Source organism: Bradyrhizobium sp. CB1717 (assembly GCF_029714325.1).
Lineage (GTDB): Bacteria > Pseudomonadota > Alphaproteobacteria > Rhizobiales > Xanthobacteraceae > Bradyrhizobium.
In genome coordinates this window covers 7343608-7366058 of record NZ_CP121666.1, presented here as the reverse complement: position 1 = coordinate 7366058, position 22451 = coordinate 7343608, and the positions used below count along the sequence as shown (strand labels likewise).

The 22451-nt window shown below is 58.6% G+C and carries 22 protein-coding genes, 1 tRNA gene and 1 pseudogene; 20 read left to right on the top strand and 4 right to left on the bottom strand.

Annotated features, from left to right (window positions below; all coding sequences use genetic code 11):
• Positions 1-552: 552 nt before the first annotated feature.
• The 10 genes from QA649_RS34510 (at position 553) to QA649_RS34465 (ending at position 7897) form a co-directional block, all read left to right on the top strand.
• Positions 553-1443: a hypothetical protein gene (locus QA649_RS34510; protein ID WP_283021140.1), complete on the top strand. Its 891-nt coding sequence runs from the start codon at positions 553-555 to the stop codon at positions 1441-1443.
• Positions 1444-1754: 311 nt separating this feature from the next.
• On the top strand, positions 1755-2342 hold the full coding sequence (locus QA649_RS34505) for a hypothetical protein (RefSeq protein ID WP_283021139.1): 588 nt from the start codon (positions 1755-1757) through the stop codon (positions 2340-2342).
• A complete protein-coding gene (locus QA649_RS34500; protein WP_283021138.1) occupies positions 2339-2908 on the top strand; it encodes a hypothetical protein in 570 nt (189 codons plus the stop codon). Before QA649_RS34505 ends, QA649_RS34500 begins: the two co-directional genes overlap by 4 nt.
• Entirely contained in the window at positions 2908-3087 is a 180-nt protein-coding gene (locus tag QA649_RS34495; RefSeq protein WP_283021137.1) for a hypothetical protein, read from the top strand. Before QA649_RS34500 ends, QA649_RS34495 begins: the two co-directional genes overlap by 1 nt.
• Positions 3080-3595 (top strand): HK97 family phage prohead protease, encoded by a 516-nt coding sequence (locus QA649_RS34490; RefSeq protein WP_283021136.1) that lies wholly within the window; start codon positions 3080-3082, stop codon positions 3593-3595. Before QA649_RS34495 ends, QA649_RS34490 begins: the two co-directional genes overlap by 8 nt.
• Before the next feature lie 17 nt (positions 3596-3612).
• The gene (locus QA649_RS34485; protein WP_283021135.1) at positions 3613-3933 is read left to right on the top strand and encodes a hypothetical protein; all 321 of its coding nucleotides are present in this window, start codon (positions 3613-3615) and stop codon (positions 3931-3933) included.
• Between the two features lie 64 nt (positions 3934-3997).
• Entirely contained in the window at positions 3998-4630 is a 633-nt protein-coding gene (locus QA649_RS34480) for a hypothetical protein (protein WP_283021134.1), read from the top strand.
• A complete protein-coding gene (locus tag QA649_RS34475) occupies positions 4627-5316 on the top strand; it encodes a hypothetical protein (RefSeq protein ID WP_283021133.1) in 690 nt (229 codons plus the stop codon). Before QA649_RS34480 ends, QA649_RS34475 begins: the two co-directional genes overlap by 4 nt.
• Positions 5313-6002 (top strand): hypothetical protein, encoded by a 690-nt coding sequence (locus tag QA649_RS34470; protein WP_283021132.1) that lies wholly within the window; start codon positions 5313-5315, stop codon positions 6000-6002. The genes QA649_RS34475 and QA649_RS34470 overlap by 4 nt, the downstream gene beginning before the upstream one ends.
• 863 nt (positions 6003-6865) lie before the next feature.
• Positions 6866-7897 (top strand): DUF4062 domain-containing protein, encoded by a 1032-nt coding sequence (locus QA649_RS34465; RefSeq protein WP_283021131.1) that lies wholly within the window; start codon positions 6866-6868, stop codon positions 7895-7897.
• A 21-nt stretch (positions 7898-7918) separates the two neighbouring features.
• Here the strand turns inward: QA649_RS34465 and QA649_RS34460 are convergent, their stop codons facing one another.
• Positions 7919-8101, bottom strand: a complete 183-nt coding sequence (locus QA649_RS34460) for a hypothetical protein (RefSeq protein WP_283021130.1) — start codon at positions 8099-8101, stop codon at positions 7919-7921.
• A 74-nt stretch (positions 8102-8175) separates the two neighbouring features.
• Here QA649_RS34460 and QA649_RS34455 point away from each other — a divergent pair, with 74 nt between their 5' ends.
• Complete coding sequence (locus tag QA649_RS34455) at positions 8176-9945, top strand: hypothetical protein (protein WP_283021129.1); 1770 nt, start codon at positions 8176-8178, stop codon at positions 9943-9945.
• A gap of 370 nt (positions 9946-10315) precedes the next feature.
• On the opposite strand, the gene QA649_RS34450 is transcribed toward QA649_RS34455, so the two are convergent.
• Entirely contained in the window at positions 10316-11158 is an 843-nt protein-coding gene (locus QA649_RS34450) for an IS5 family transposase (protein WP_283021128.1), read from the bottom strand.
• Positions 11159-11376: 218 nt separating this feature from the next.
• Between QA649_RS34450 and QA649_RS34445 the strand changes: the two genes are divergently transcribed.
• The 5 genes from QA649_RS34445 to QA649_RS34425 all read left to right on the top strand — a co-directional run bounded on the left by QA649_RS34445 (position 11377) and on the right by QA649_RS34425 (position 15782).
• On the top strand, positions 11377-12951 hold the full coding sequence (locus tag QA649_RS34445) for a hypothetical protein (RefSeq protein WP_283021127.1): 1575 nt from the start codon (positions 11377-11379) through the stop codon (positions 12949-12951).
• 139 nt (positions 12952-13090) lie between these two features.
• Positions 13091-13852, top strand: a complete 762-nt coding sequence (locus tag QA649_RS34440; RefSeq protein ID WP_283021126.1) for a hypothetical protein — start codon at positions 13091-13093, stop codon at positions 13850-13852.
• Positions 13821-14255, top strand: a complete 435-nt coding sequence (locus QA649_RS34435; protein WP_283021125.1) for a hypothetical protein — start codon at positions 13821-13823, stop codon at positions 14253-14255. The genes QA649_RS34440 and QA649_RS34435 overlap by 32 nt, the downstream gene beginning before the upstream one ends.
• Positions 14252-15031, top strand: coding sequence for a hypothetical protein (locus QA649_RS34430; protein ID WP_283021124.1), 780 nt, complete (start codon positions 14252-14254; stop codon positions 15029-15031). The genes QA649_RS34435 and QA649_RS34430 overlap by 4 nt, the downstream gene beginning before the upstream one ends.
• A gap of 229 nt (positions 15032-15260) precedes the next feature.
• Positions 15261-15782 (top strand): hypothetical protein, encoded by a 522-nt coding sequence (locus tag QA649_RS34425; RefSeq protein WP_283021123.1) that lies wholly within the window; start codon positions 15261-15263, stop codon positions 15780-15782.
• Here the strand turns inward: QA649_RS34425 and QA649_RS34420 are convergent.
• Positions 15779-16024 carry a helix-turn-helix transcriptional regulator gene (locus QA649_RS34420; protein WP_283021122.1) on the bottom strand — a complete coding sequence of 82 codons (246 nt, stop codon included), beginning with the start codon at positions 16022-16024 and terminating at the stop codon, positions 15779-15781. The two genes, QA649_RS34425 and QA649_RS34420, sit on opposite strands and share 4 nt — an antisense overlap.
• A gap of 104 nt (positions 16025-16128) precedes the next feature.
• Between QA649_RS34420 and QA649_RS34415 the strand changes: the two genes are divergently transcribed.
• Complete coding sequence (locus QA649_RS34415; protein WP_283021121.1) at positions 16129-16413, top strand: hypothetical protein; 285 nt, start codon at positions 16129-16131, stop codon at positions 16411-16413.
• Positions 16414-16708: 295 nt separating this feature from the next.
• Positions 16709-17743, top strand: a pseudogene (locus QA649_RS34410) (tyrosine-type recombinase/integrase); the annotation flags it as partial.
• A gap of 191 nt (positions 17744-17934) precedes the next feature.
• On the opposite strand, the gene QA649_RS34405 reads toward QA649_RS34410, so the two are convergent.
• A tRNA-Ile gene (locus QA649_RS34405) sits at positions 17935-18010 on the bottom strand.
• Between the two features lie 977 nt (positions 18011-18987).
• Between QA649_RS34405 and QA649_RS34400 the strand changes: the two genes are divergently transcribed.
• Together QA649_RS34400 and QA649_RS34395 are read left to right on the top strand one after the other, a co-directional pair.
• Complete coding sequence (locus tag QA649_RS34400) at positions 18988-20775, top strand: ATP-binding protein (protein ID WP_283021120.1); 1788 nt, start codon at positions 18988-18990, stop codon at positions 20773-20775.
• Entirely contained in the window at positions 20772-22130 is a 1359-nt protein-coding gene (locus tag QA649_RS34395; protein WP_283021119.1) for a sigma-54 dependent transcriptional regulator, read from the top strand. Before QA649_RS34400 ends, QA649_RS34395 begins: the two co-directional genes overlap by 4 nt.
• Positions 22131-22451: the final 321 nt, after the last annotated feature.

Genomic DNA, 22451 nt, shown 5'->3' with positions numbered 1-22451 from the left:
GTGCCGTAGTATTGGCTATTGATTGGTTGGGCTTAGCCAAATAGGCGCCTGCTGAGGTTGATGATAAAGCCGGCCGGTACGCCGATGATGGCGCCGACTAGGGCATAACCAAAAGCACCCCAAGGCCCGACCATCACCGATCCGTAGAAGAATCCGATGCCACAGCACAACACTGTCATTGCCAACAGTGTCTGGTCGTTTCTCTCTTCAATGCGGTGGCGGCGCCGCTCAGCCCGGCTTTGAACGTACGGTCCAGTCGGCTCGCGCGAGCCGCAAGACGGGCAGGCCACGGCCGAAAAGGACACGGGAGTTCCGCAGTCGTAGCAGTCTACAAGCTCTCGTCGTGCGAGACGATTCATGGATCGCGGCCGTTTTTCTAGAAACAGTGGAATTCTACTCAGAATTTTGCTACCCCTGCAACGCAATTCGCCCCCGTCGCCAATTCGGCCGCGGGGGCGACTGCGTTTTGAAGGCAAAGATAGGGCATGAAACCCTATCGAAATCAACGACCGACCCTGAAGAGGCCGGCGCAACATTGCTCGAAAGAATTGGATGACAAGAACGATTACCGACGACGTCGGCGCATCAGCGCCGATCATTGCTACAGAAGACGGGCAGCGAGAGGCTGCCAGCGTAGACCGTGAAGCGCACACCATCAGTTTGAACGGCTCCCGCGTTTGGCGGGACTACGCGCTGCGGCCTGACGATGCTGCGAAAGCCGGAGCGATTGTTACGACGTTGGATAATGGTCCGCAGAAGCCAGCTAACGATAACCTCGCGAAGCCTCAACGCTACCACTTGAAGGAAATCTACGAGCGCGGCGAACTTGGAATCAACGAGATTGAAAACAGACGGCATTGGTTCGATGCTGAAAGGTTGAAGGAGCTTCTAGCTACCGCAGCTTGTGACCCTATAGAGTCCAACGAGTGGCGCGAACTAATGCTGCCCTATTTTGACGATGGCATGTCTTCGTTGGATAGCGATAACGGCTTGCAGCTCAATGATGACCTTGAATTCGAAGACACAAGCGTTCCCGCGGACTGCACGGTTGTCGACAACGAAGACCACACGCCTACAGCAATACGCATTTTGCACGCGCGGCAGGTAGTCGACCTAGCCGCAGACGTGCTTGGCCGCGACTTCCAATTGCTTCGGACAATGATCGCAGACAATTGGACGGCAAGGATGATTGGCGAGACGGAAGGATTCACGGACAGGACGACTGCCAGCGCTTGCGGGAAGGGAATGCTGCGAGCCGCCCTACGAAACTTGTCCCGTTTCCTTGCGGGCCTAGACCGACTGGAGGAGCGAGGGGAGCGACCGCACGACCGCTGGCGTTTGGTGGGAACTCTGAACTGGCCAATCGCGAAGTATCCAGAAGCGCCCCGCTGGACGAGTTATCTCAATCAAGCTCGCGGGCCGGTTATCAAGAAAGCGGCCTGAAATTGCTGCTGTTTCTGCGGTGTCGACACCACGCAATAGGCGCAGGGTATCATAAGAATAGAGGTTGAGTTTCAGCCTCCGTTCTTTCGAGACTTAGCCGGCCGTTCATACCTCGCGGCCGGCCTTTTTCGAAACACCTTCGCGCGGGTTTGTAGCCTCGTGCGCTGTAATCGCCATTTGCTTCCACTTCTGGCGATTGCGGTGGGTTGAGCCAGTGCGCGGCATCGCGGCGCGCATTGTGCTCCCTGCCTGCCGACTTAGTGATTGCGGCGAACGCAAGCCGCTCATTTCAAATAGAAAGGACTTCCGCCGTGAAAGCGAAAGCGACGGCAAAAGAAATCTATGAAGGCGTCGCGCGCGCCACTAACACTCCGCTCGCGACCGTACAGCAACTCAAGAGACGCTTGGTTGAAACACGCGCTTGGCCGTCCAGCCGTGGTGCGCATGTTCCGAAGCTAGACGTCGACGACCTGGTGTTGATCCTGCTCGCGCTATTGTCGGGTGCAGAGTTTCGCGACTGCGTCGCGGCGGCGCGGCGATACTGGGGACTCAGAGACGCGCACGGGCAGAAGCTTGGTGACGTGCTCGTGAGGGCAGTCAATTCCTTCCATCCCAATCTCCAAGACTTGCCGTTTGCGGTGCTTGCGTACAAGGCCGTCGTCACGATCGATACGAATGTACAGCGTGCAACGATCACATATCAGTCGAATGGCGGCTCTTTCGATGCCGTTTTCGGTGGGCCAAGTCCTGCATGGCAAGACGTTCGCGTTCGCCGTTCGCAATCGATTAGCGGCAAGAGGTTGTTCGACCTCGCTGCGATCATATTCAAGGACCGCTGGGACGCTCACGCGTTGCAAGCGGCCTCCCAGCAAGATTCTACAAAGGAGCAATTTTCATGAACATCACTATGCCGCCCGAGTCTGCGGACTACATCGCTGCGAGTCGTAGCCTTCAAGAGGCCAATAGGCTTGTTTCAGAGGCCGCGGCGAAGCTGCAGCGCGTTTCCTCGCCGGGTTACGTCGATGCGGACGACCTGAAGCGGGCCGCTGCAATTGAGCGCGGCGAGATGCCAAGCGAACCGCGTAAGGCGGGCGAAACGCGGATTGCGGAAGCTGCAGCGGAATTGGCTGATGCCTACGAAGTGCGTGATATCCGCAAAGGAATTCTGGGTGTTCTGAAAGCGAAAGAAGAGCAGCGCGTACGTGAAGCGTTGCGGCCTGCCGTCGAAGCGGAAGAGCGCAAAATTGCTGCCAGCCTGCTGCAGATTTATGAACCCTTCCGCGTAATCGAGCAAGTGAAGGGAAGACTGGTTTCCCGGGACTTTGGATTTTGGGGAATGCCCTGCAAGCTCGAAACTGATCGGGTGTTTAAGGATGAGTCGACGCATCGAGCCAGTGAACTTGCGCAAGTGGTGAGACAAGCATCGGCGTTGAACTACATAAAGTTGCCCAAGGAGCTGGCGTGATGGCTATGGAGTATTCCTCGGACGGCGCGACGAAGGTTGAACTCAAAAGCGACCTTGCGCCCGGCCTGTACGAGACGCGCGACGGCAAGCTGTATTTGGTTGAGAATGACACCAAGTCAGCATTCGATGCCGCGGCGGATCGGTTTGAGCGCGCGCTGAGGCAGTTGATGCATGGCTAATTTCGGCGTCGACTCTGACGGGAGCATCGAAGGTTACGGTGCATACTTTGGGAACGTCGATAGTCATTCAGACTCAATCGATAGAGGGGCCTTTGCCGATACGATCGCCAAAGCAAAGCGAACCGGCCGGATGCCGGCGCTTCTTCTTCAGCACGCAATGGGCAGTCAGATCGAAGATAGCCTGCCGCTGGGCACGTGGGCCGACATGACGGAAGACGGCAGCGGCCTGTACGTTAAGGGTCGACTGGCGTTGGGCAATCGCCGTGCCGACGACGTGCACGCCCTAATCAGAGCCGGCGCCTTAAACGGTCTTTCAATCGGGTTCGTTGCCAAGCGCTTCACGATGTTACCCAAGGGCGGGGACGTGCGGCGCAGGCTGCACGCGATCGACCTTCGTGAAATCAGCGTGGTTCACTACCCCAGCAACGATCTAGCGCGCATCCATAGTGTTAAGGCGGAAGGCGATTTGCGCGCTCTGTCCAACCTCGCAGCGTCGCTGCGCTCATAACTTTACAAGGAATTTCAATGGCCTTCTCAGGCACTCATATTTCATGCGGCTACTCCGGCCCGGTTCACGACAAGAACCACAACGTTGCTCTTCTCGCTGAATGCAAGTGGTCTCAGACCATGTCGGCAGGCGGCACTACGACCAACGCGAGTCCGATTGAGTCGACGGTGGCGGGCGCCCCGATCTTCTCCATTATCTCCACGGTCGATATCTATTTCGCGATCGGCACTGCGCCGGACGCAACCAACGGCCCGCGGCGTTTCCTGCAGGCCAACACGCCTATTGACGTCTTCGGTCTTCGCTCTGGCGGCGAATACGTCGCTTGGATTGCTGCGTGACGTGAATTGCGCGTCCTGATTGTTGGGCGCCGCAAGCACTCTGCGGAGGAGAGAGAATGAAGAGATGGAAGACGATACCTTACCGTTACCTGCCGACGTTGAGCGGGAGTTTCTAGAACGGGCCGGAGATGGCCTGACCGCTGCCGCGTGGCTACAGGAGCACGGAGTAAATCCGGAGCAGTGCGGCAAGGCGGTTCTGATTGACTATGTTTACATCTGGAATGGCGGCCGGTACGACTTCAGGATCTATCCGCCCGATCATGTGGGACCGAAACGAACCGCGCTGGCCGTACCTGTTGTCGAGAACGGCCGGTTCGTCGACTTGTTGGTAATCGGTGATGATCTGTCCTACGAAACGGTGTGTTGCAAGGCGCCGTGGCTTGGGCGTGATAATCTTAAGCGTTCGATGGTGCGCTTGTACTGGCACCCCATTGATTGGATAGAGGCGGGTTGTGAAGGTTGCTGCCATATCGCGCTGAAGGACCGCCATTCGCTGAAGGAACTGCGCGCAATAGACGTTATCGAGTGTAACGATATTGCTACTGCGTTCGAGGCGTGGGAGTGGGGCTTCGGCTGCGATGAAACAGAATTGTCGCGATTTGTGATTGATGACACTGAGGCAGCAGTAGTTCGCTTCTTTGAAGACGAAGCGCGATGGCTGGCCCGAAATATTGCAGTGGAATTGGAGGGTCGTTGACGCGAAGCTTAGAACAGGTTCACGAACTGCGGCAGGCGTTCATTGCCGACATCGCGCCCGAAGTACTAGCCGAATCTGAACGTCTCAAACGGTCACGCTTGGCCGGTGAAGAGCGCGCTGCGGAGAAGATCACTCTAGCCGACCTGACGAATCCGGGCGGGTTAATTAGTGAGTTGGTTGACTGGATTGTGTCGTCGTCCAGCCGGCCGTCACGTGAGCTGGCTCTGGCAGCCACGCTACCTTTCGTTGGCGCGCTGTTGGGACGTCGCTTTGCTAGCCCGTCCGATCTGCGAACAAACTTCTACTCAATTGGTCTTGCCGGTTCGGGTTTCGGCAAGGATCATGCCCGCTCGCAACTGAAGAGACTGGCCACAGAAGCGGGTCTGGAGCGTTTCATGGGGCCAAATCGCTTCATGTCGGCTTCGGCCTTGCGGGGTGTCGTCATGGCCAAGCCGTCGTGTCTTTGCATGGTCGATGAGTTCGGCGGAATGATGCGACAGATCAACGACAGGAAGGCCGGAATTCATAACCAGCTGATCCCAGCGACCTGCTTGAGATGTTCACCAGTGCCAGTACCGCTTTTGAGGGAGCTGCATATGCCGGCAGTCCAATGCCGGAGCGAATACATAATCCAAACTTTTGCCTCTACGGAACGTCAACGCCAGAAGACTTCTGGGCGTCGGTGAGCGCGCTGAATACCAGTGACGGCCTGTTGCCACGCTTCCTGTTGTTCAACGTTGCGGGCCCAAAGCCACCGAGAGTTATCGCGGAGCGCAGCGTCACCGACGTTCCACGGTCTCTTATCGACGCCTGTCAGGCTTTAGTCTTGGCGGGGCGAGGTGCGGGCAACCTTTCAGGTGTCGAGACAGGGGCGCAGCGCTGCAAGCCAGTGGCCGTAGCGTACTCGCCGGAGGCCAAGACCGAACTACAACGCTTCGAGGCGTTCGTAGACGAGCGGGAGGGCGTCGTGCCGCACCAAAGCCTGCCGATCCTAAACCGAGCCGTGGAGCACGCCATAAAGCTGGCGCTGACTGTCTCCGTGGGGGCGAACTGGACGGAGCCGGTCATTGCGGGGGAGGCTATGGTCTGGGCTACCAAGCTGGCGTGGCATTCGACGTCAGTCATGATGGAAGAGACGCGTGACAAGATCGCAGACAACCAACGAGAAGCCGACCGAAACCGCATTCTGGAGCACATCAAGAAGGCGGGGCCGGAGGGCATCACCGAAGGAAAGCTGGCCGATCGCTGCGGCGGCATCGAACGTAATCGACGGACGGACATCCTGAAGGATTTGCTGGAGGCGGAGCGCATCGCGCGGCGGGAAACTAAGACCGGGGCCAGGTCTCGTATCCGGCTCCATTTCGTCGGTTAAATCGTCGGCAAATCGTCGGTATCGTCGGTAGGGAATTGGGTGTTGGGACCCCAATTCGTCGGTTTCGTCGGTAAATCGTCGGTAGGCTCTACCGACGATTTGGAAGTCAGAAAACCCCTATAAAAATAGGTATTATCTATCAAACTATTGAATTCATCCAATTTGTCGGTAGCCATCGCTCTTACCCCGTTTTTGGGGGTGTTTTCGGGAGTCTCTTAGAAATTCTACCGACGAATTGGATGATTTGGTTTGTGACCCAATAGGAAGGCCACTGAGCGGCCTGTATTTAGACCCGTGCGGCTTCGCCGGGCGCCTCGAAATAACGCATGGGCGGGCGCGGCTGCGGGCCGTGGTTGCCATAACGGAGAGAACCATACCAATACGACCAAAACAATTCAGGCCAGCCCAGTGGCGGCCGTATAGGCGACCGACCTTCAGCGGCGATGCCTTTTACAAGTCCAGCGGCTGGCGTGCTCTACGTGCTGCGTGCCTAGAGCGTGACGGCAATCGGTGCACTGAGCAGTTCTGCACCACGCCAACTGACAGGCTGACAGCACACCACGTCATAGAGCGTGGCACGCCCGGTTCAACGGATACGCTGGCCAACCTGCGCACGCTCTGCATGCGATGCCACAACAGGCAACATGGCCAGCGTGGCCGGCGCGTGTGAAGGATCGCGCGATCACTGATCTTGTCGACCGGGTAGGGGGGCATGAATCCTTGGGGTTGATGGACCTTAGACCGATGGGGCCCAAAAGTTACGTATCCACAAAATGGGGATTCCCGCTCCGCTCGCCCAATTGAACCGATTTCCCAGTCAGATTAACCTGTAACTGGGGAATGCAACTGCGCATCGGGAATCCATGGACAGAGTTTATCAGGTTTTCGTAAGCTCCACCTTTGTCGATTTAGAAGACGAGAGACGGCAAGTAAGCAATGCCCTTGCCAAGGCTGGTTATCTTGTGGCTGGGATGGAATTGTTCCCCGCAACAGATCAACAGCAACTTGATTTTATCAAACGCGTCATCGATCGAACCGACTATTACGTCGTGATTGTTGGTGGTCGTTACGGGTCGCTAGCTGAGGACAACCTGAGCTTTACGGAACACGAATTCGAATACGCGAAGCTGAAGGGCATCCCGGTATTGGCCTTTTTGCATAAGCATCCGGACCGGATCGAAGCTCGTTACACAGATCGCGACCCCGACCAAGTGGCGCGCCTTGAAGCATTCCGTGCAAAACTGCGGGACAAGCGATTGGTCGAGATGTGGACTGATGCCAATGACCTCTGTAGAAGCGTGCTTATTGCGGTTTCTCAAGCCACCAACCTGACTCCCAGAAAGGGGTGGATTCGGGGTGACCAAGCGATTGACCCGCGGGTGCTTCAAGAAGCAGAGCGTCTTCGGATCGAAAATTCCGATTTAAGGCAGAAGCTGGAGGATCTACAGGGAAGCGACGTGACATTCGATCCGAGCCTAATCGGGCCAAACGACGCCTTAGATTTTGATATCGAGGTTTATATTGAAAACGGCGCGGGGGGAGCCGACCGCGCTGGCACGCGAGTAGCCTCCGCAAGTCTCGGAGAGGTGTTCGTCAGTCTCTACGATCTTCTTCTTACGGAGCCCGAAGAATATTTAATTCGTCAGAGCATCGGCGCCTTTCTTGGGGCAAGAACGGCGATCGAAGAGGAATCGGCCAGATACGCAATATCAGACCAAGAACTGATAAAGCTCCGCTATCAGTTTGAAGCTTTGGGCCTCATTCAGACAACCGGTGGCACAACAATGTCTGGACTGTTGCGCTCCGAACGGCGCTTTGTGGCGTGGCGTCCGACCGAGAAAGGGCGTCGATACGTGATCCAAAGCCGCTCCGTCTTGAGGCGCATCGACTCGTAGCTTCTACCTATTCAGCTCGGCCTACCGCCTGTGCCCCAGCGGTATCCCTAGCGCCATCGCCTTTTGGCGCAGAGATGCTTCAGTTCGCTTCATTTGTTTCGCGATCTTCGTAACCGGCGTTTTTGATTTCGAATGCGCGCGCAACTCTTTGACGTCCGCTGCCGTGTATTCCCGACGGACAAGCTTCTTCGATTTCTTAGCCATTTGCACCTCTGATATTGCGCCGCGCTTTTAACACGGCAGGCGCGATTGGCAATCGTCATAAACGAACCCGACTCGTGCACGGGGCATTGCTGCGCGAACCATCCATTTTTGAAAACGGAATCTATTCATTGACAGCATTCAATACCTATTCGACGGGCACCGTATCCATCGGCGCCGGAGCAACTTCTATTGTCGGCAGCGGCACGAATTGGACGGGCGTTAACGCGAAGCCGGGTGACGATATCGTAGTAGCTGGGCACACGGTCATTGTTCTGGACGTGGTCGACGCCACGACTATCACAATCGATGCTTGGCCATACACTGCGGTATCAGCGGGAACGGCTTACAAAATCGTTTGGCGCTCTCCGCTTCGTTACGTTGGCGGTTCGGCCATGGCGTCTGTGAACGCCATGATTGCCGCGCTCGATACAACTGGATTCTTTTTCTTCGTTGGCTCCTCCGCTAGCGCGCCTGACCCATCGTACGGCTCAGACGGTCAGTATGCGCTTCAGCCAAACACCGGCAAGCTTTGGGTAAAGTCATCCGGCGTTTGGACCTATCTTGGCATCTACAAGGGGTTCAACTTCACCGGGGCTTATAACGGCGCTACGACGTATTCGGTTGGCGACGTTATGACGGACTCCGGTTCGTCTTACGTATGGATCAACCCGACTCCGGGGTCTGGTCATACTGCGCCTAACACGACGTATTGGCAGTTGATCGCCAGCATTGGAGCAACCGGCGCAACCGGAGCGACGGGCGCCGGATATGGCGGCACGTCGACCACGTCCATTACGATCGGTACTGGCGCAAAGGCATTCACTACGCAAGCCGGCCTTGCCTACACGAACGGGGCTCGCGTGCGAGCTACCGCGACTGCAGGCGCAACAGGATGGGTTGAGGGTGTCGTTACCTACAGCGGTACGACTCTCACGATTACCAGCGACAAGACCAGCGGTAGCGGCACGGGAACGGCTTGGAACCTTAATGTTGCGGGCGAGCCCGGAGCTGGCGACCTTTCGAGCGCAAACAACTTGTCTGACTTGGCGAACAAGTCGACCGCTCGCGCCAACCTTGGCGTTCCTCAGGTCTACGGGCAATGCAGGCTGATTAAGTCCGGATCGAACATTGTTCTGATGCCGTACAATGGCAATCTTCTGACGGTCAACGGCATTCCGTGCACGGTGCCAGATGCCGGCGTATCACTCGCAGCAACCGGCCTGACCGCTGGAACTGTTTACATGATCTACGCGACGGCATCTGCAGGCGTAATCAACGCGCTGGAAGCGTCGACAACTGCGCATGGAACGTCGACAACTGCCGGCAACAAGGGCAACGAGGTTAAGAGCGGTGACGACACGCGAACGTTGGTCGGCATTGCATCGCCAAATACCGGCCCGGTTTGGGCGGATAACCTCGTTCTGTCGTGGTTCAACCGCACGAAGAAGAGCTTCAGCAGTCACAATACGGCAACTCGCAGCACCACCAGCACGACGTTCGTTGAGCTTCACAGCGAAATGCGTGTGGAGTTTCTGACTTGGTCAGATGAGATTGTCGACGCAGTCCTTGCCGGCTCCGGCTACCCCGGAGCGCCTAGCCACGCCGTATTTGCGGCCATTGGGTTCGATGGAAATACGCCAGAAGACGGCATGGCTGCAATCTCTGACGGAACCTCAGGCGCCTTGCGCCCGGTAGCGGCGGCGGCTTCGCGCACCCTCACTGAGGGGCGCCATTACGCAACCGTTCTAGGTGCAAGCGATAGCTCGTCCGCGTCCTTCAACCTGTTCTTTTTCTCGGCTGCGAACGGCTTCCGGTCTGCGCTCATCACGTCTGTGAAGGGGTAAAATGGCTGACGGTGACTTGGTACGGCGCATTACCATTAGCGCCACCGGAGACGGAATCGATTCGACGACAGACTCCGTATCGAACCTGGGCAACGCGGTAGACGAAACGTCGCGCAAGGCTACTGAGGCCGACTCTCTATTCAATTCATATACGATGACGATCGGCGGCGTTAGTCTCGCTACGGTTGCCGCTGTCACCAGTATGAGGGCGTTTGTGGACTTTGCTGGTGGCCAGTCTCAGGCGCTCGTCGACATCGCGGAGCACGCTCAGCTTGCGACTATGTCGACTAAGGAATTCCAAGAATCTCTTTACGCCGCGATGGCGAGTGGGGTTAAGGAGGCGGATTTCTCGGCCGGCTTAGAGCCTGACTCAAAATTGCATTGCTGTTTTTATCGCTGCGATGCGCCTTGTCATGAGTTGGACAGAGGCGAGGAAGAGCCAGGCAGTTGCGCTTTCGATGGTTCGCTCGAAGTCCTTGGCCAATCTGCGGTTGCGGCCGAGCCAGGCGAAGGTTCGTTCGACCGCCCAGCGGCGCGGAAGCACCTCGAAGCCCTGTGCGGCATCGGAGCGCTTGATGATCTCGACAGTCCACCGGCCGATCTGTTCCAGCACCGCCTTGAGCTTTTCGCCGGCATAGCCGCCATCGGCGAAGATATGGCGCAGCCAGGGGAAGCGGTAGCGAATGCTGCACAGGACATCTGGCGCGCCGTCGCGATCCTGGACGTCGGCAGCGTGAACGATCGCTCCGACCAGGAGCCCTTGGGTGTCGGTGACGATGTGGCGCTTTCGACCCTTGATCTTCTTTCCCGCGTCGTAGCCGCGAGGGCCGCCACTTTCCGTGGTCTTGACCGATTGGCTGTCGATCACGCCGGCCGTCGGCGAGGCCTCCCGGCCGATCGCCTCGCGCGCCAGCATCAGGAGTGCGTGGTTGATCGATTGCCACAATCCGTTGTCGCGCCACTGGTAGAAATAGTACTGCACCGTGGTCATTGGTGGAAACAGAGTGGGCGGCAGCATGCGCCACGGCAACCCGCCGCGCAGCAGATAGAGCACCGCCTCGACGATGTCACGATAGCTCCATTTCGGGCGCCGCCCGCGCTTGGCCCGCACAGGAAGCAACCTCTCCAGCACGCCCCATTCCGCATCCGTCAAGTCGCTTGGCAAACGCAGCTCCTCTCGGGCAAACTGTGCCCGGGTGATATCAGTCCACATTCTCGATCCCTTTGATGCTTCGCAACACCGATGGAATCAGAACTCGCTGATATCACTCAACTTATTTTTCGGTCGGACACTTAGACAGGATTGCGAGTGATCTGGCCAAGGCATCGCAACAAGCTACCGAATTCGGAAAGCTTTTCGAAGCCAACGGACTGAAGATCAAGGACGCGAACGGCGATATCATCACGACCGGTAAGGCGCTGACCGACATCATGTCGATGATGCAGAACGCATCCCCGGCAGTGCAGCAACGTATCGTCGAAATTGTTGGTGTGTCGAAGTCCTGGCTTCCCTTCTTGCGGGAAGGCGTCGACCAGTTCGAAGCGCAGAAAAGGGCCGCAGCGGATTTGGGAATCGTCATTGATGACTCAACCATCAAGAAGGCGAAGGAGTTCAACTCCGAATGGCATACCGCTACGGCTGCTTGGGACTTGCAGTTCAAGGCGTCCTTGTCAAACCTCATGCCGCTGATGAGTCAGCTTGCAGGGTATGCCACTAGCGCGCTGAATGGCGTCGGTACCATCACAAGCGGCGTCAGTCGTTTGTTCACGGCGCCAGAGGATATGAACTCCCAGCAGTTAAACGACCAACTCAATACGGTCTACCGAATTCGTGAGATGGTCGCTCAAGTTGGGTCTGATGCAAGCATCGGCCCGGGCGGAGAAAATATCTCGATTCTGGAACGCCTCGTTGGATTGCCGGACGGCGCTTCGGTCAGCGAAATCGACCGGATGCTAGACAAGCTAGCGGCGCTGTACGACAAGCAATCGGCACGCCTTCGCGTTACGCCTGAGGCCGGCACAACCCAATTGCCGGACCTAAACAGCCGGGACGCCGTCGACCGGGCCGAAGAGAACTACAGCCGCCGCATTGCCGCCCTGAACGCCGAAGCCGGCGCCGTGGGCGAGACTGCAGCGGCCCAAGCTGGCCTGAAGGCTGAAGCTGAGCTGTACGCGGCGGCTGAGAAGGCCGGTATCAAAAATACCGAAGACTACGCTGAAGAGTTCTACAATCTTCGGGAGCGGGTAGAGGCGGCAACGCAAGCCTTCAACAAGGCAAAGGTTGCATCTGATATCAACTTCGGTCGTCAGACAGCGTTCCTGACTCCGCAAGATGTTCAAATCGCTAATCAGTTGCGTTCGATCTATCCGGACGTGACGCAGGCGTTGAACAGTTCTGAAGCTGCAGCGCTGCGCATGAATGCGGCGCTGAAGGATATCAGCGACACGTCGCGCGATTGGACGAAGGGATTCCTGTCCGACATGATGAACGCACGACGGCAGGGCGAAAGCTTCTGGCAGTCGTTCAGGGATGCCGGGGCTAACGCGCTGAACAAGATCAGCGACAAGCTTATGCAAATGGCTGTCGACGGTCTTTGGTCGAAGGCGTTTGGCGGCGGTTCGTCTGGCGGATTCAGTCTGGCTGGGTTGTTTGGCGGAGGCTCCGGCAGTACACCGGTTATGTCCAGCGGCCTTGGCGCCGGAACTGGCGGCCTGTCGTTCCCAATGTTCGCTGACGGCACGGACAGCGCACCGGGCGGCTGGTCTATCGTTGGCGAGAAAGGCCCCGAACTCAAATACATTGAGAAGGGCGCGAAGATTCTGCCAAACGGCGTGATGCCGGACACCGGCTCAACCCACGTTTCGGTGCCGATTACCATTGACGCACGCGGCGCCGATGAAGCCGGACTTGCGCGGGTTCAGGCGCAGATTGCGGACTTGAAACAGACGTTGCCGACAAGCGTGGTCAAGATCGTCCGTGACGCGCAGCGGACGAGGCACTTGTAGACACCAAGGCGGCCGGGGAGGCGCTTCCCAAAGCTGGGGAACGCCTCCCGGCCATCGGTTGACATTTTCCAATGTTCGCGTAACGTTCTAGGCTTGCGCTCGCGGATTACGCTGCTGCAGTCGGCTAGGGGGCTACCTGATGAGTTGGTGCGACAAATTGGCGTCGGTGCCAACAGTCGGTCTGACGTTCGATTTTCATTTCGCGTCGACCGACGAACTGTTGAGTTCGATGACGCCCATTCTCGATAAGCTGGTCTTAAACAACAAACCAACTTTTGAAATAGAGAAACTGGAAGTTTTTGCGGTCACCATCAATACCCACGAAGGCTTCAAGTACGCCGTTGAACCATCAAAGGCGTCAGTTGCCTTCAATCACCGCATGCGACCCAAGGCAGTAAGCGGCGGTGCGCCAACCATGGAAATGCTGTCAAAGCCATTGCCATTCACAGAGCTTCTACCAGCTGTATCTGACCGATTGATCGAAATGGCAGTTGCTCTGCCCGGACCAAAAGGCAGAAGCTTCACGCGGTATGGAGTGGTGACCACGACACCGGTCGATGAAGATGAACTGCCACCCGGTATAAAGAAGCTCATTGCGCACTTTGGTAAGCCGTGGGGTGGACTATCTGACTCGTTTGGAATTCGAACCTGCGCCAGCCTTACCAAAACGAGCAGCTACTACGATCGTTGTATTCATACGCTGGCAAGGAGTGAGGACCCCAACGAACTCATGACTATAGGGTTTGATTATCAGCGGACGTTCACGAACGGCCAACCCATATCTCAAGCAGCGCTAAAGGACGCCGCTGAAGGCACGGAAAGAGCCGCGTTGAAGTATTTTGAGGAACTCGCGGAAGGAAATCGCTTCGATGGCGAAATCGACGACGCAGCTCGCACTTGATTTTTCTGAGTCAGAACCAGCGTCGAGCACTCGAACGACGACTTCGACGCCGAGTCTCGCAATTGATGATGTCAGAATCCCGTCATTCGACGGGTATGGTGAAGTCTATGCAGCGGCAGCACGTAGGGCAGGTCGCATAAATGCGTCTAGCGTCTCCGACGAAGAGCACCAGTCGCTCTTGTTGGAGAGGCAGCTGCTGCTTGACAAGAAATTTGCAGAGACGATCACGCGTAAGGAATCTAACCGCCTTGAATATGTCCGGTGGTCTCTCGATAGAATTGAGGATGCAAACCATGGATGGGCAATGGATGTTTTAGAACATTCTGTATCGGGCTATGAGCAGCTATCGAGCGATTTGAAGTCGCTGATTGATCAACTGGATAATCTTCAAAAGAAGAAATGAGCGATTCCAGCAAGGGGCAGCAGCTTGCGTCGACCAGCATTAGTACGCTGGTTGTTCGATCTGTTGTGCCGGCTCTGAGCGATTATTCTGAGTATCGTCCGTTCCTTAGGCGCGATTTCTTTCATTCCTGTGCCTACTGCACGATGTCCGAAGCGGAAGCGCAGGCAATTCGGTTTGCGATCGATCACTATGAACCGAGAAACGCGCGGCCTGATTTAGTGCACCACTACGGCAACCTGATGTATTGTTGTGATGAGTGCAATCTCAGAAAAGGCGACCGGTCTCCGCCCGCCTCAGCCAGAGAGGACGGTTATCGGTTTTTCCGCCCGGATACGGACGAGCACTCCGACCACTTCGACCTTTCAGGGCTTCGGGTAAACTCTAAGTCTAAAATTGGCGAATATACAATCGAAGCCTTAGATCTGAACCGAATGGCACTCCGTCGCTTGCGCGAATTGCGTAAGCGCCTGCTTGAGTGTGAAGATGCTGTAGCCAAGGGAATTATGGCTTTGCGTGGTGCGCACCTCGACAGGTTGCCCCAGCATCTAAAAGGGAGCATCAACCGCTCTATTGCGCGTGCGCAAACAGTCGCCGAGAGCATGGCGGTTGAGATTGATAATGTTCTTCGGTCATTTGCAAAGTCTGATTTGATTGATGACGACCCTGAATCGCAGGAGCGAGCAAAAGAGCGTGCCGCTAAACTAGGTGCAATAATGGTCCTCCACCCGGGAAGTTGGCGGGCACCACGAGCGGCCCGTTCACGGACGAAGCGGTAGCGTGCCTATCAGGCGCGAAAGCCGCTCATAACCGCTTCAGTGTAGCTAATTTCGGTACAACCGAATCTATCTTGACGTTCGAATCTGGCGCGTCTAAACGGCGGCCATGTCAAACGGTCCTCACTGGCACACCACCCCGCATTGGCCGCGTGGACTGTCACGGCTCCGGGCCGCTTCGTACATCGGCACGGCGCCCAACGAATTTGACCGGATGGTGAAGGCCGGGACCATGCCAAAGCCCGCCAAGATCGGCGGAGCCAACCGCTGGGACAAGCTCAGCGTGGATCGCCATCTAGACGAGATATTTGGCGAGCATTTCAACGCAGCGGAGGAAACGGACTACAATTCTTCGGCCGCACGGGCAAAAAGTCTCGGACCGTCGGCCAACAAGCGCCTCACTATGGAGGAGCGCAGCTATCTGCCGGATTTTGGAATTTCGCCGACAGACCCATCAACGTGGCTCACTGATGAAGAAGCGGCAACGTGGTGGGAGGAATGTAAGCGACAGCGGACGGAAGAAATGCTGCGCCGGCCGATGGCGCCAACAGAGCGAATTGCTCTATGCGAACTGGCGTTGCATCGAGGCGAGTTCATAACCGTCAGCCCAATCGGAAAGAAAAGCCGCGTCTCTTTTTCAGAGCGATTGGTGTTGCGCGGTTACGCCGAGATAGGGGAAGACAACTCCGAAGGGAAACCTACTTTTCGGATTACAGAAGCTGGCTTTCAGGCGGTCAGCCAGTTTGAAGACTAGCGCTTCGCCTTCTTCAGCCGCACACCGGCTCCTTCGCCGTTCTCCTCAATAAAGAGCACGCCTGCGCCCTCCAGCGCAGCACGCATGGCAGCAAGGTTGTTGGGGCCAGGAATTCGGCGGCCCTTCTCAAAATCTCGCACCGTGCTTTCGCTCAGATTGGATTGGGCGCCTAACTCCGACTGCGACCAGTCGACAAGACCGCGTGCGGCTCTAGATTGTGCGGGCGTAATCACCGGTCTCATCTCCTCTCCACGATTACCGCGTATCATAAACGTTTTCCGTTGACAAATCGTTGAGTCGCGCTTTACGTTGACGGTACACGAAAAGCGTTGATGGAGAATTTGCCGTGCCGAACCAGCAAAGCATCATGAATCTGATTGCCGCTCTCAAGGCGGCGAACAACATCATTAATGACATCGCCGTGCCGGACAGCGTGGCATGGGGACATTTCGAAGTCGCGTCGGCGCTGGAAGCTCAACTTTGTGGAGCGATTGTCGATGCGCGAGCAAACGGCGAGCAAATCCGTCCGGAAGAGCAAGATGCAATCGACGAAATCTTACTCGACCCGAACGACCAACCAATTTTCTTGGACTCGTTCAAGAGCGAGTTGTTCCGACTAAGAGCCGCGTAGGCTGTTCGGTTTCGAAGTATTTCTAGAAACAGTGGAGATTCCGGCGCGAGTGTGGATACTAGTCCCATCAACGTTTTGATGGATTTTTGATGGGACAGTTGCCGGAGTCCGCTAACGACAATGTTCGCCCGGACACTCCAATGCGATTAGTTGATGCTGTGAAACATTGCTTCCCGTTCGGTGGCATGACCGTAAGCGGCCTTCGTCGCGAGGCAAGGGCGGGGCGCTTGATGATTGAGCGGGTCGCAAACAAAGACTTCACCACGCCGCGCGCCGTTGAGGAAATGAGGAAGTTATGCCGCGTAGAAGTCGAGGGCCGCGCTTATGGTATCGCAAAGAGAGGCGCGACAAGGCCGGCAAGGTTGTCGCGCGAGGAACGTGGCTTATTGTCGACGGTCGCGAGCATATCGCCACGGGATGCTTTGCAGGCGAAGATAGACAAGCGCAAAAGCGCTTAGCCTCATATCTCGCGGAGAAGTATGCGCCGGTCAGTCGGCTGAAGGACATCGAAGAAATCGATGTCGCGGACGTGCTGTCGATCTTTTACGAAGACCGGCGCGATAAGCAGGCGAACAAAGCCAAATTTGACGAACGGATAGCGCGCCTCAACAAATGGTGGGGCGGCAAGATGCTTGCCGAGGTGAATGGTGCGAACTGCCGAGCCTACACCAAGTCCCGCGGCAGCAACGGCGGAGCCCGGCGCGATCTAGAAGACCTTCGAGCCGCGATCAATCATCACGCCAAGGAGGGCTTTCATCGCGGCGTTGTCCGTGTCGTGCTGCCTGAGAAGGGCTTGCCGCGTGAACGTTGGCTGACGCGTCAGGAGGCGGCAAAGCTGCTGTGGACGTGCTGGCGATATCGCGAGACGCAGACGGTCCACGTTGGCAAGCTCAAGGGCCAGAAGATTGAAACAGACAAGAGGCCGCTACGCCATGTGGCGCGGTTTATCCTTCTTGGTCTTTACACGGGGACCCGTGCCGGAGCCATTGCCAGTGCCTCGCCATTCCGCGCGCCGGGGAAGTCTTTCGTCGACTTGGATAGCGGCATCTTCTATCGGCTGGCCATCGGCAAACGCGCGACCACGAAGCGTCAAACACCGGTCCCACTACCGAAGCGACTCTTGACCCATTTGCGGCGGTGGTCGCGGCTGGGAATCTCTAAGAGTCATTTCGTGGAGTGGAACGGTCAGCCCGTCGCTTCGGTAAAGACGGGATTCGCTTCAGCCGTTCGACTGGCTGAGCTTGACGTCTCTATCGGCAACGTGACGCCGCATACGCTGCGTCATACCGCTGCAACGTGGCTGATGCAGCGAGCCGCGCCCATGTGGGAAGCGGCGGGTTTCCTAGGTATGAGCGAAAAGACGCTTCGGGAAACCTACGGCCATCACCATCCTGACCATCTGCGAGTCGCCGCGAACGCGATTGGAACACATTCGGCACCGAGCAAGAACGTAGGGTTGGTTGTTTCGTTGGTCCACGAGAAGGCGAAGCGGGAGAAGCCGGGCCAAGCCCTTGAAAATATTGGTGGGCCCGGCAGGACTCGAACCTGCAACCAGACCGTTATGAGCGGCCGGCTCTAACCATTGAGCTACAGGCCCAGTCCTGGCGACCACCGAAAAGCAGCCAGCGAGGTTGCAGGGGATCGTTTATCGGGTGGCTGGCATCCTTGCAATGCCAATTAGAACAAGTGCGAGGCTAAGTCTCACCGCGGACCAGAACAGGCAGATCGGCCAGGCGAGCATCTCGCCTTCCTACAGCAGGAGCGCCGGCAGTGTCGCCGAGACACGGTGAGCACGGCCGCTCACCGCGTCCTTTGCTCCCGTCGCAGATGGTGAGGTCGATGTCCGCGGCAATCGCATCCACGGGGGTCCGAGCGGCCTCGCCTGGCAAAGCATGAAGCCGCCGAAAAGCCAGTGGTTAGCTGCTGTATTGTCGTGTCGCTCTGGTCAGCCGCTACGATCAAGTTATCGGCGTATAGCGTGCCAGTTCGTAATACTTCGTGCCATCGAGCCGCAGTCCGCCTCCGTCCGACGTCACCGCCGTCCGGTAGCGATCGGCGGCGCCGACGCCCAACTCGGTCGTGGCGCCCCCGATCAGCGCACTGTTAGCGATGGCTTTGATCTCATTTCGTCGTCAGCTCTCATTCTCCTGGAGGAATGCCGCAATGATTTCGCAACGAATTGGACGAAACGATCGTGAACAGAACGCGATCGGCGGGCTTGCGGTGTCAAGAAAGTCAATGACTTAGAAGATGTTCACTGCGTTCGGGACGCAGGGGTCGCAGGTTCGAATCCTGCCACTCCGACCATTCTTCCAAAAGTCGACGTTTTCCAGAGACTTGGCGGACCGGCCGCCGGCGCCTCGGAGCGCCTTTTTGCAACGATTTTCGGGACGGGTCCACGGCCGATTTAGGTCGGCAGGGCCGCTTGCCGATGCGGCATGGCTCCGCCTGGCGATCAGGCGCACGGCCGCGGAGCGGTCGGCCCGGAGGGGTCCCCCTTGTTCGCTCGTTTCGCAGCCGCGCCACGGGTCCTGCCTGTGCTACCTAGCGATATCGCCCCGATCCGGAGCCCCGATGCAACGCCCCCGTCCAGCCCTGCCGCGATACGTGCTGATCGGCATAGCCGCGCTTGCGGCCATCGCGGCGGCGGGCTGGCTGGCCTACGTCCTTGCGCTGGATGCCGCCTTTGCGCGCATGGAGCGGGAGGCCAACGATCGGCTTGCGCTGATTGCCAGCACCTTCGATGCAACCGTTGCGCGCTATCGCTATCTGCCGGCGGTCCTGTCGCTCGCCGATCCCATCCGCGAGCTTTATCGCGATCCCCATGATGCCGCGGCGACCACCGCCGCCAACCGCTACCTGAAATCGCTCAATCAGGGAGCCCGGTCCGCCGAGCTCTATGTTCTCGACAGCACCGGCCTTGCGCTTGCGGCAAGCAATTTCGACCTGGATTCGAGCTTCGTCGGACACAATTACGGGTTCCGCGCCTATTTCATCGACGCCATGCGCACCGGCGAGGGCCATTACTACGCCGTCGGCGCCACCACGGGACAGCCCGGCTATTTCCTGTCGCATCGGATCATGGAGGGCGGCAAGACCCTCGGCGTCGCCGTGGTCAAGATCGATCTCAGTGCGCTCGAGGCGGACTGGGCAAGTGCCGGCGATCTCGTCGCGATGGAGGATGAGAATGGCGTGATCTTCCTCGCCAGCCGCGAGGACTGGAAATACCGTCCGCTGCTGCCGATCGCCGCGCAGCGGCTCGCAGAACTGAATGCCGCGCAGCAATTCGGCCAGGCGATCGACCCAGCTCCGGTCTTCGTGCCCAAAGGCGACCGGGAACGCGTCCAGATCGGTCGCGCGCGCGGCCGAGGCAATGTCGAGCTTGGGGACTACGCCCTTCAGGTCCGTCCGCACGATCAGGGCTGGAGGTTGCTCCTCTTCTCGGACGTCGCGGATGCTCGGCGCAATGCGTCGACCGTCGCGATCGCGAGCGTCTTCGCCCTGATCGCCTCTCTGCTGGTCGTACTGGTGGCCTATCAGCGGCGGCAGGTCGTCCGGGCGAAGCTCGATGCACATGACGTGCTCGAGCGGCGCGTGGCCGAGCGCACCGAAGAGCTGCGCCGGACCATGGAAAGCCTGGTGCAGAGCGCCAAGCTCGCAAGCCTCGGTCAGGCACTCGCCGGCGTCGCGCACGAGATCAACCAGCCGCTTGCGGCGTTGATCACCTATGTCGCGAGCAGCCGCGTCCTGCTCCGCCGTAACGAGGTCGATCGTGCCGCCGCCAATCTCGACCTGATGTCCTCGATCGCCGAGCGCATGATGGCGCTGATCGATCACCTCAGGATGTTCGCGCGCAAGGAGACCGGCACGCGCAGCGCCGTCGCGCTCGCGCCTGTCATCGACAATGCGATCCGCCTGCTGCAATACCGGATCGACAACGAGCATATCGAGGTGGTGCGCTCCGCGCCCGCCGAGCCGCTCCATGGTCTCGCCAATCCGATCCGGCTCGAGCAGGTCGTCGTCAATCTGCTGTCGAACGCGATCGATGCGATGCGCGATGGCGAGCGGCGGGTCCTCGGGGTCACGCTCGACCGGCGCGACGACAGTGCCGTGATCGAGGTCAGCGACACTGGCGCGGGCATCGCACCCGAGCACATCAAGTCTCTGTTCGACCCGTTCTTCACGACCAAGGAGATCGGCGAGGGGCTTGGCCTCGGTCTCTCGATCTCGTACGGAATTGTCAGGGAATTCGGAGGAGATATCCTGGTGGACAGCACGCCGGGCGGGGGCTCGACTTTCAAGGTCGTCATTCCGGTCATGGACGTCGCGCTAGCCTCGCCACATCAGGAATTGCACGCATGAGCGGGTCCGTGCTCGTCGTCGACGACGAGGAGATCGTCCGCAATTCGGTGCGGCAATGGCTGGAGCTGGGCGGCTTCACGGTCCGGGCCGCCGCCGGCGCGGATGAGGCCATTCGCCTCGTGACAGAGAGCCCGCCCGACGCCGTGCTGACCGATTTTCGCATGCCGCACCGATCCGGACTCGATCTGATGCGCGACGTTCACCGCGCCGATCCCGACATTCCCGTCGTGCTGCTGACCGCGCATGGCGACGTGCCCCTGGCGGTCGCTGCGATGCGCGAGGGCGCCTACGACTTCCTGCAGAAGCCTCATGATCCCGAGCTCCTCTCCGCCGTCATGACGCGCGCCATCGAGCGGCGGCAGTTGAAGCTGCAGCTTCGCCAGCTCTCGGATCGCCTTGCCGCGCCCGGCGAGATCGATGCCCGCCTGGTCGGGCTGTCGAAGGCGATGGTGGCGGTGCGGGCCGGCATCCTCGAGCTGGCCGGTCATGATCGCGACGTGATCGTCACCGGCGAGACCGGAACCGGCAAGGAGGTGGTGGCGCGGGCCCTGCACGATTTCGGTCCGCGTGCGAAGGCCCCCTTCGTCGCCGTGAACTGTGCCGCGATCCCGGCCGAGTTGTTTGAGAGCGAATTGTTCGGCCATGAGGCCGGCGCCTTCACCGGCGCACGGGGCGCCCGCATCGGGAAGTTCGAGCACGCCAGCGGCGGCACGCTCCTGCTCGACGAGATCGAGAGCATGCCGCTGCCGTTCCAGGCCAAGATCCTGCGCGCCCTCCAGGAGCGTACGATCGAGCGGGTCGGCTCCAACAAGCTTCTGCCCATCGACGTTCGCGTCGTCGCGGCTGCAAAGGGTGATCTTGCGACCGAAAGCCGCCAGGGGCGCTTCCGTTCCGATCTCTACTTCCGCCTCGCGGCAGCGGAGATCAACCTGCCGCCGCTGCGCGAGCGCGGCAACGACGTCCTGCTGCTGTTCGAGCATTTCGCCGCCGCCGCCGCCAAGGGCGCGGGCCGCCCCATGTCGTCGCTGCGGGCGAACGATCTCGATGCGCTGCTCGCCCATGACTGGCCAGGCAATGTGCGCGAGCTGAAGAACGTTGCCGAACGCTACGCGCTGGGGCTCGCGGCGACCGGCCGCAGCGTGGCCGAGATCCTGCGGCGTGGCGAACCGGGGGCGCCGCAGCGGACGCTCGCCGACCGCGTTGCGGCCTATGAGCGCGCGTTGATCGAGGCCGCCTTGCGCGAGCACGATGGGTCGATCGCCGCCGTCACCGAGGAGCTCGGCGTTCCGCGCCGGACCCTGAACGAGAAAATGGCGAAATACGCCCTGGCGCGGCCCGGCCGCAAGGATTCCTGAGCCGGCAAGCCCTCGGCGGAAATCCGCCGATGGCGGCGTTCGCATCGGCGGGTTCTTGCCGACGCTCCGGCCTTCGCGAGGCCTTTCTCCCAGGGAAATCGCTCCATCCGCTGCAATTCCCCACGTTTTCGCGCGCCGGTCGCGATTGGCACGGCCGTTGCTCAAGCAGCGCCGAAACCATCCGGTTTTCCGGGACGGCATCAACTCGCGCGCCAACACGCGAGCGGATGGCTTCGTCAAAGGACAACAACATACGGAGGACGTCGTGAGTTCACAGGAAGCCTCAATTCAAAATGTCGGCGCGCCCGTCTCGGAAACGCG

Bases quoted from the DNA above. Each gene is read 5' to 3' on its own strand.
- QA649_RS34445 (WP_283021127.1), top strand. From the start codon at position 11,377: ATGTCGATGATGCAGAACGCATCCCCGGCAGTGCAGCAACGTATCGTC.
- QA649_RS34435 (WP_283021125.1), top strand. From the start codon at position 13,821: ATGGCGAAATCGACGACGCAGCTCGCACTTGATTTTTCTGAGTCAGAA.
- QA649_RS34495 (WP_283021137.1), top strand. From the start codon at position 2,908: ATGGCTATGGAGTATTCCTCGGACGGCGCGACGAAGGTTGAACTCAAA.
- QA649_RS34480 (WP_283021134.1), top strand. From the start codon at position 3,998: ATGGAAGACGATACCTTACCGTTACCTGCCGACGTTGAGCGGGAGTTT.
- QA649_RS34420 (WP_283021122.1), bottom strand. From the start codon at position 16,024: ATGAGACCGGTGATTACGCCCGCACAATCTAGAGCCGCACGCGGTCTT.
- QA649_RS34465 (WP_283021131.1), top strand. From the start codon at position 6,866: ATGGACAGAGTTTATCAGGTTTTCGTAAGCTCCACCTTTGTCGATTTA.
- QA649_RS34510 (WP_283021140.1), top strand. From the start codon at position 553: ATGACAAGAACGATTACCGACGACGTCGGCGCATCAGCGCCGATCATT.
- QA649_RS34490 (WP_283021136.1), top strand. From the start codon at position 3,080: ATGGCTAATTTCGGCGTCGACTCTGACGGGAGCATCGAAGGTTACGGT.
- QA649_RS34440 (WP_283021126.1), top strand. From the start codon at position 13,091: ATGAGTTGGTGCGACAAATTGGCGTCGGTGCCAACAGTCGGTCTGACG.
- QA649_RS34450 (WP_283021128.1), bottom strand. From the start codon at position 11,158: ATGTGGACTGATATCACCCGGGCACAGTTTGCCCGAGAGGAGCTGCGT.
- QA649_RS34460 (WP_283021130.1), bottom strand. From the start codon at position 8,101: ATGGCTAAGAAATCGAAGAAGCTTGTCCGTCGGGAATACACGGCAGCG.
- QA649_RS34395 (WP_283021119.1), top strand. From the start codon at position 20,772: ATGAGCGGGTCCGTGCTCGTCGTCGACGACGAGGAGATCGTCCGCAAT.
- QA649_RS34400 (WP_283021120.1), top strand. From the start codon at position 18,988: ATGCAACGCCCCCGTCCAGCCCTGCCGCGATACGTGCTGATCGGCATA.
- QA649_RS34500 (WP_283021138.1), top strand. From the start codon at position 2,339: ATGAACATCACTATGCCGCCCGAGTCTGCGGACTACATCGCTGCGAGT.
- QA649_RS34430 (WP_283021124.1), top strand. From the start codon at position 14,252: ATGAGCGATTCCAGCAAGGGGCAGCAGCTTGCGTCGACCAGCATTAGT.
- QA649_RS34425 (WP_283021123.1), top strand. From the start codon at position 15,261: ATGCCAAAGCCCGCCAAGATCGGCGGAGCCAACCGCTGGGACAAGCTC.
- QA649_RS34485 (WP_283021135.1), top strand. From the start codon at position 3,613: ATGGCCTTCTCAGGCACTCATATTTCATGCGGCTACTCCGGCCCGGTT.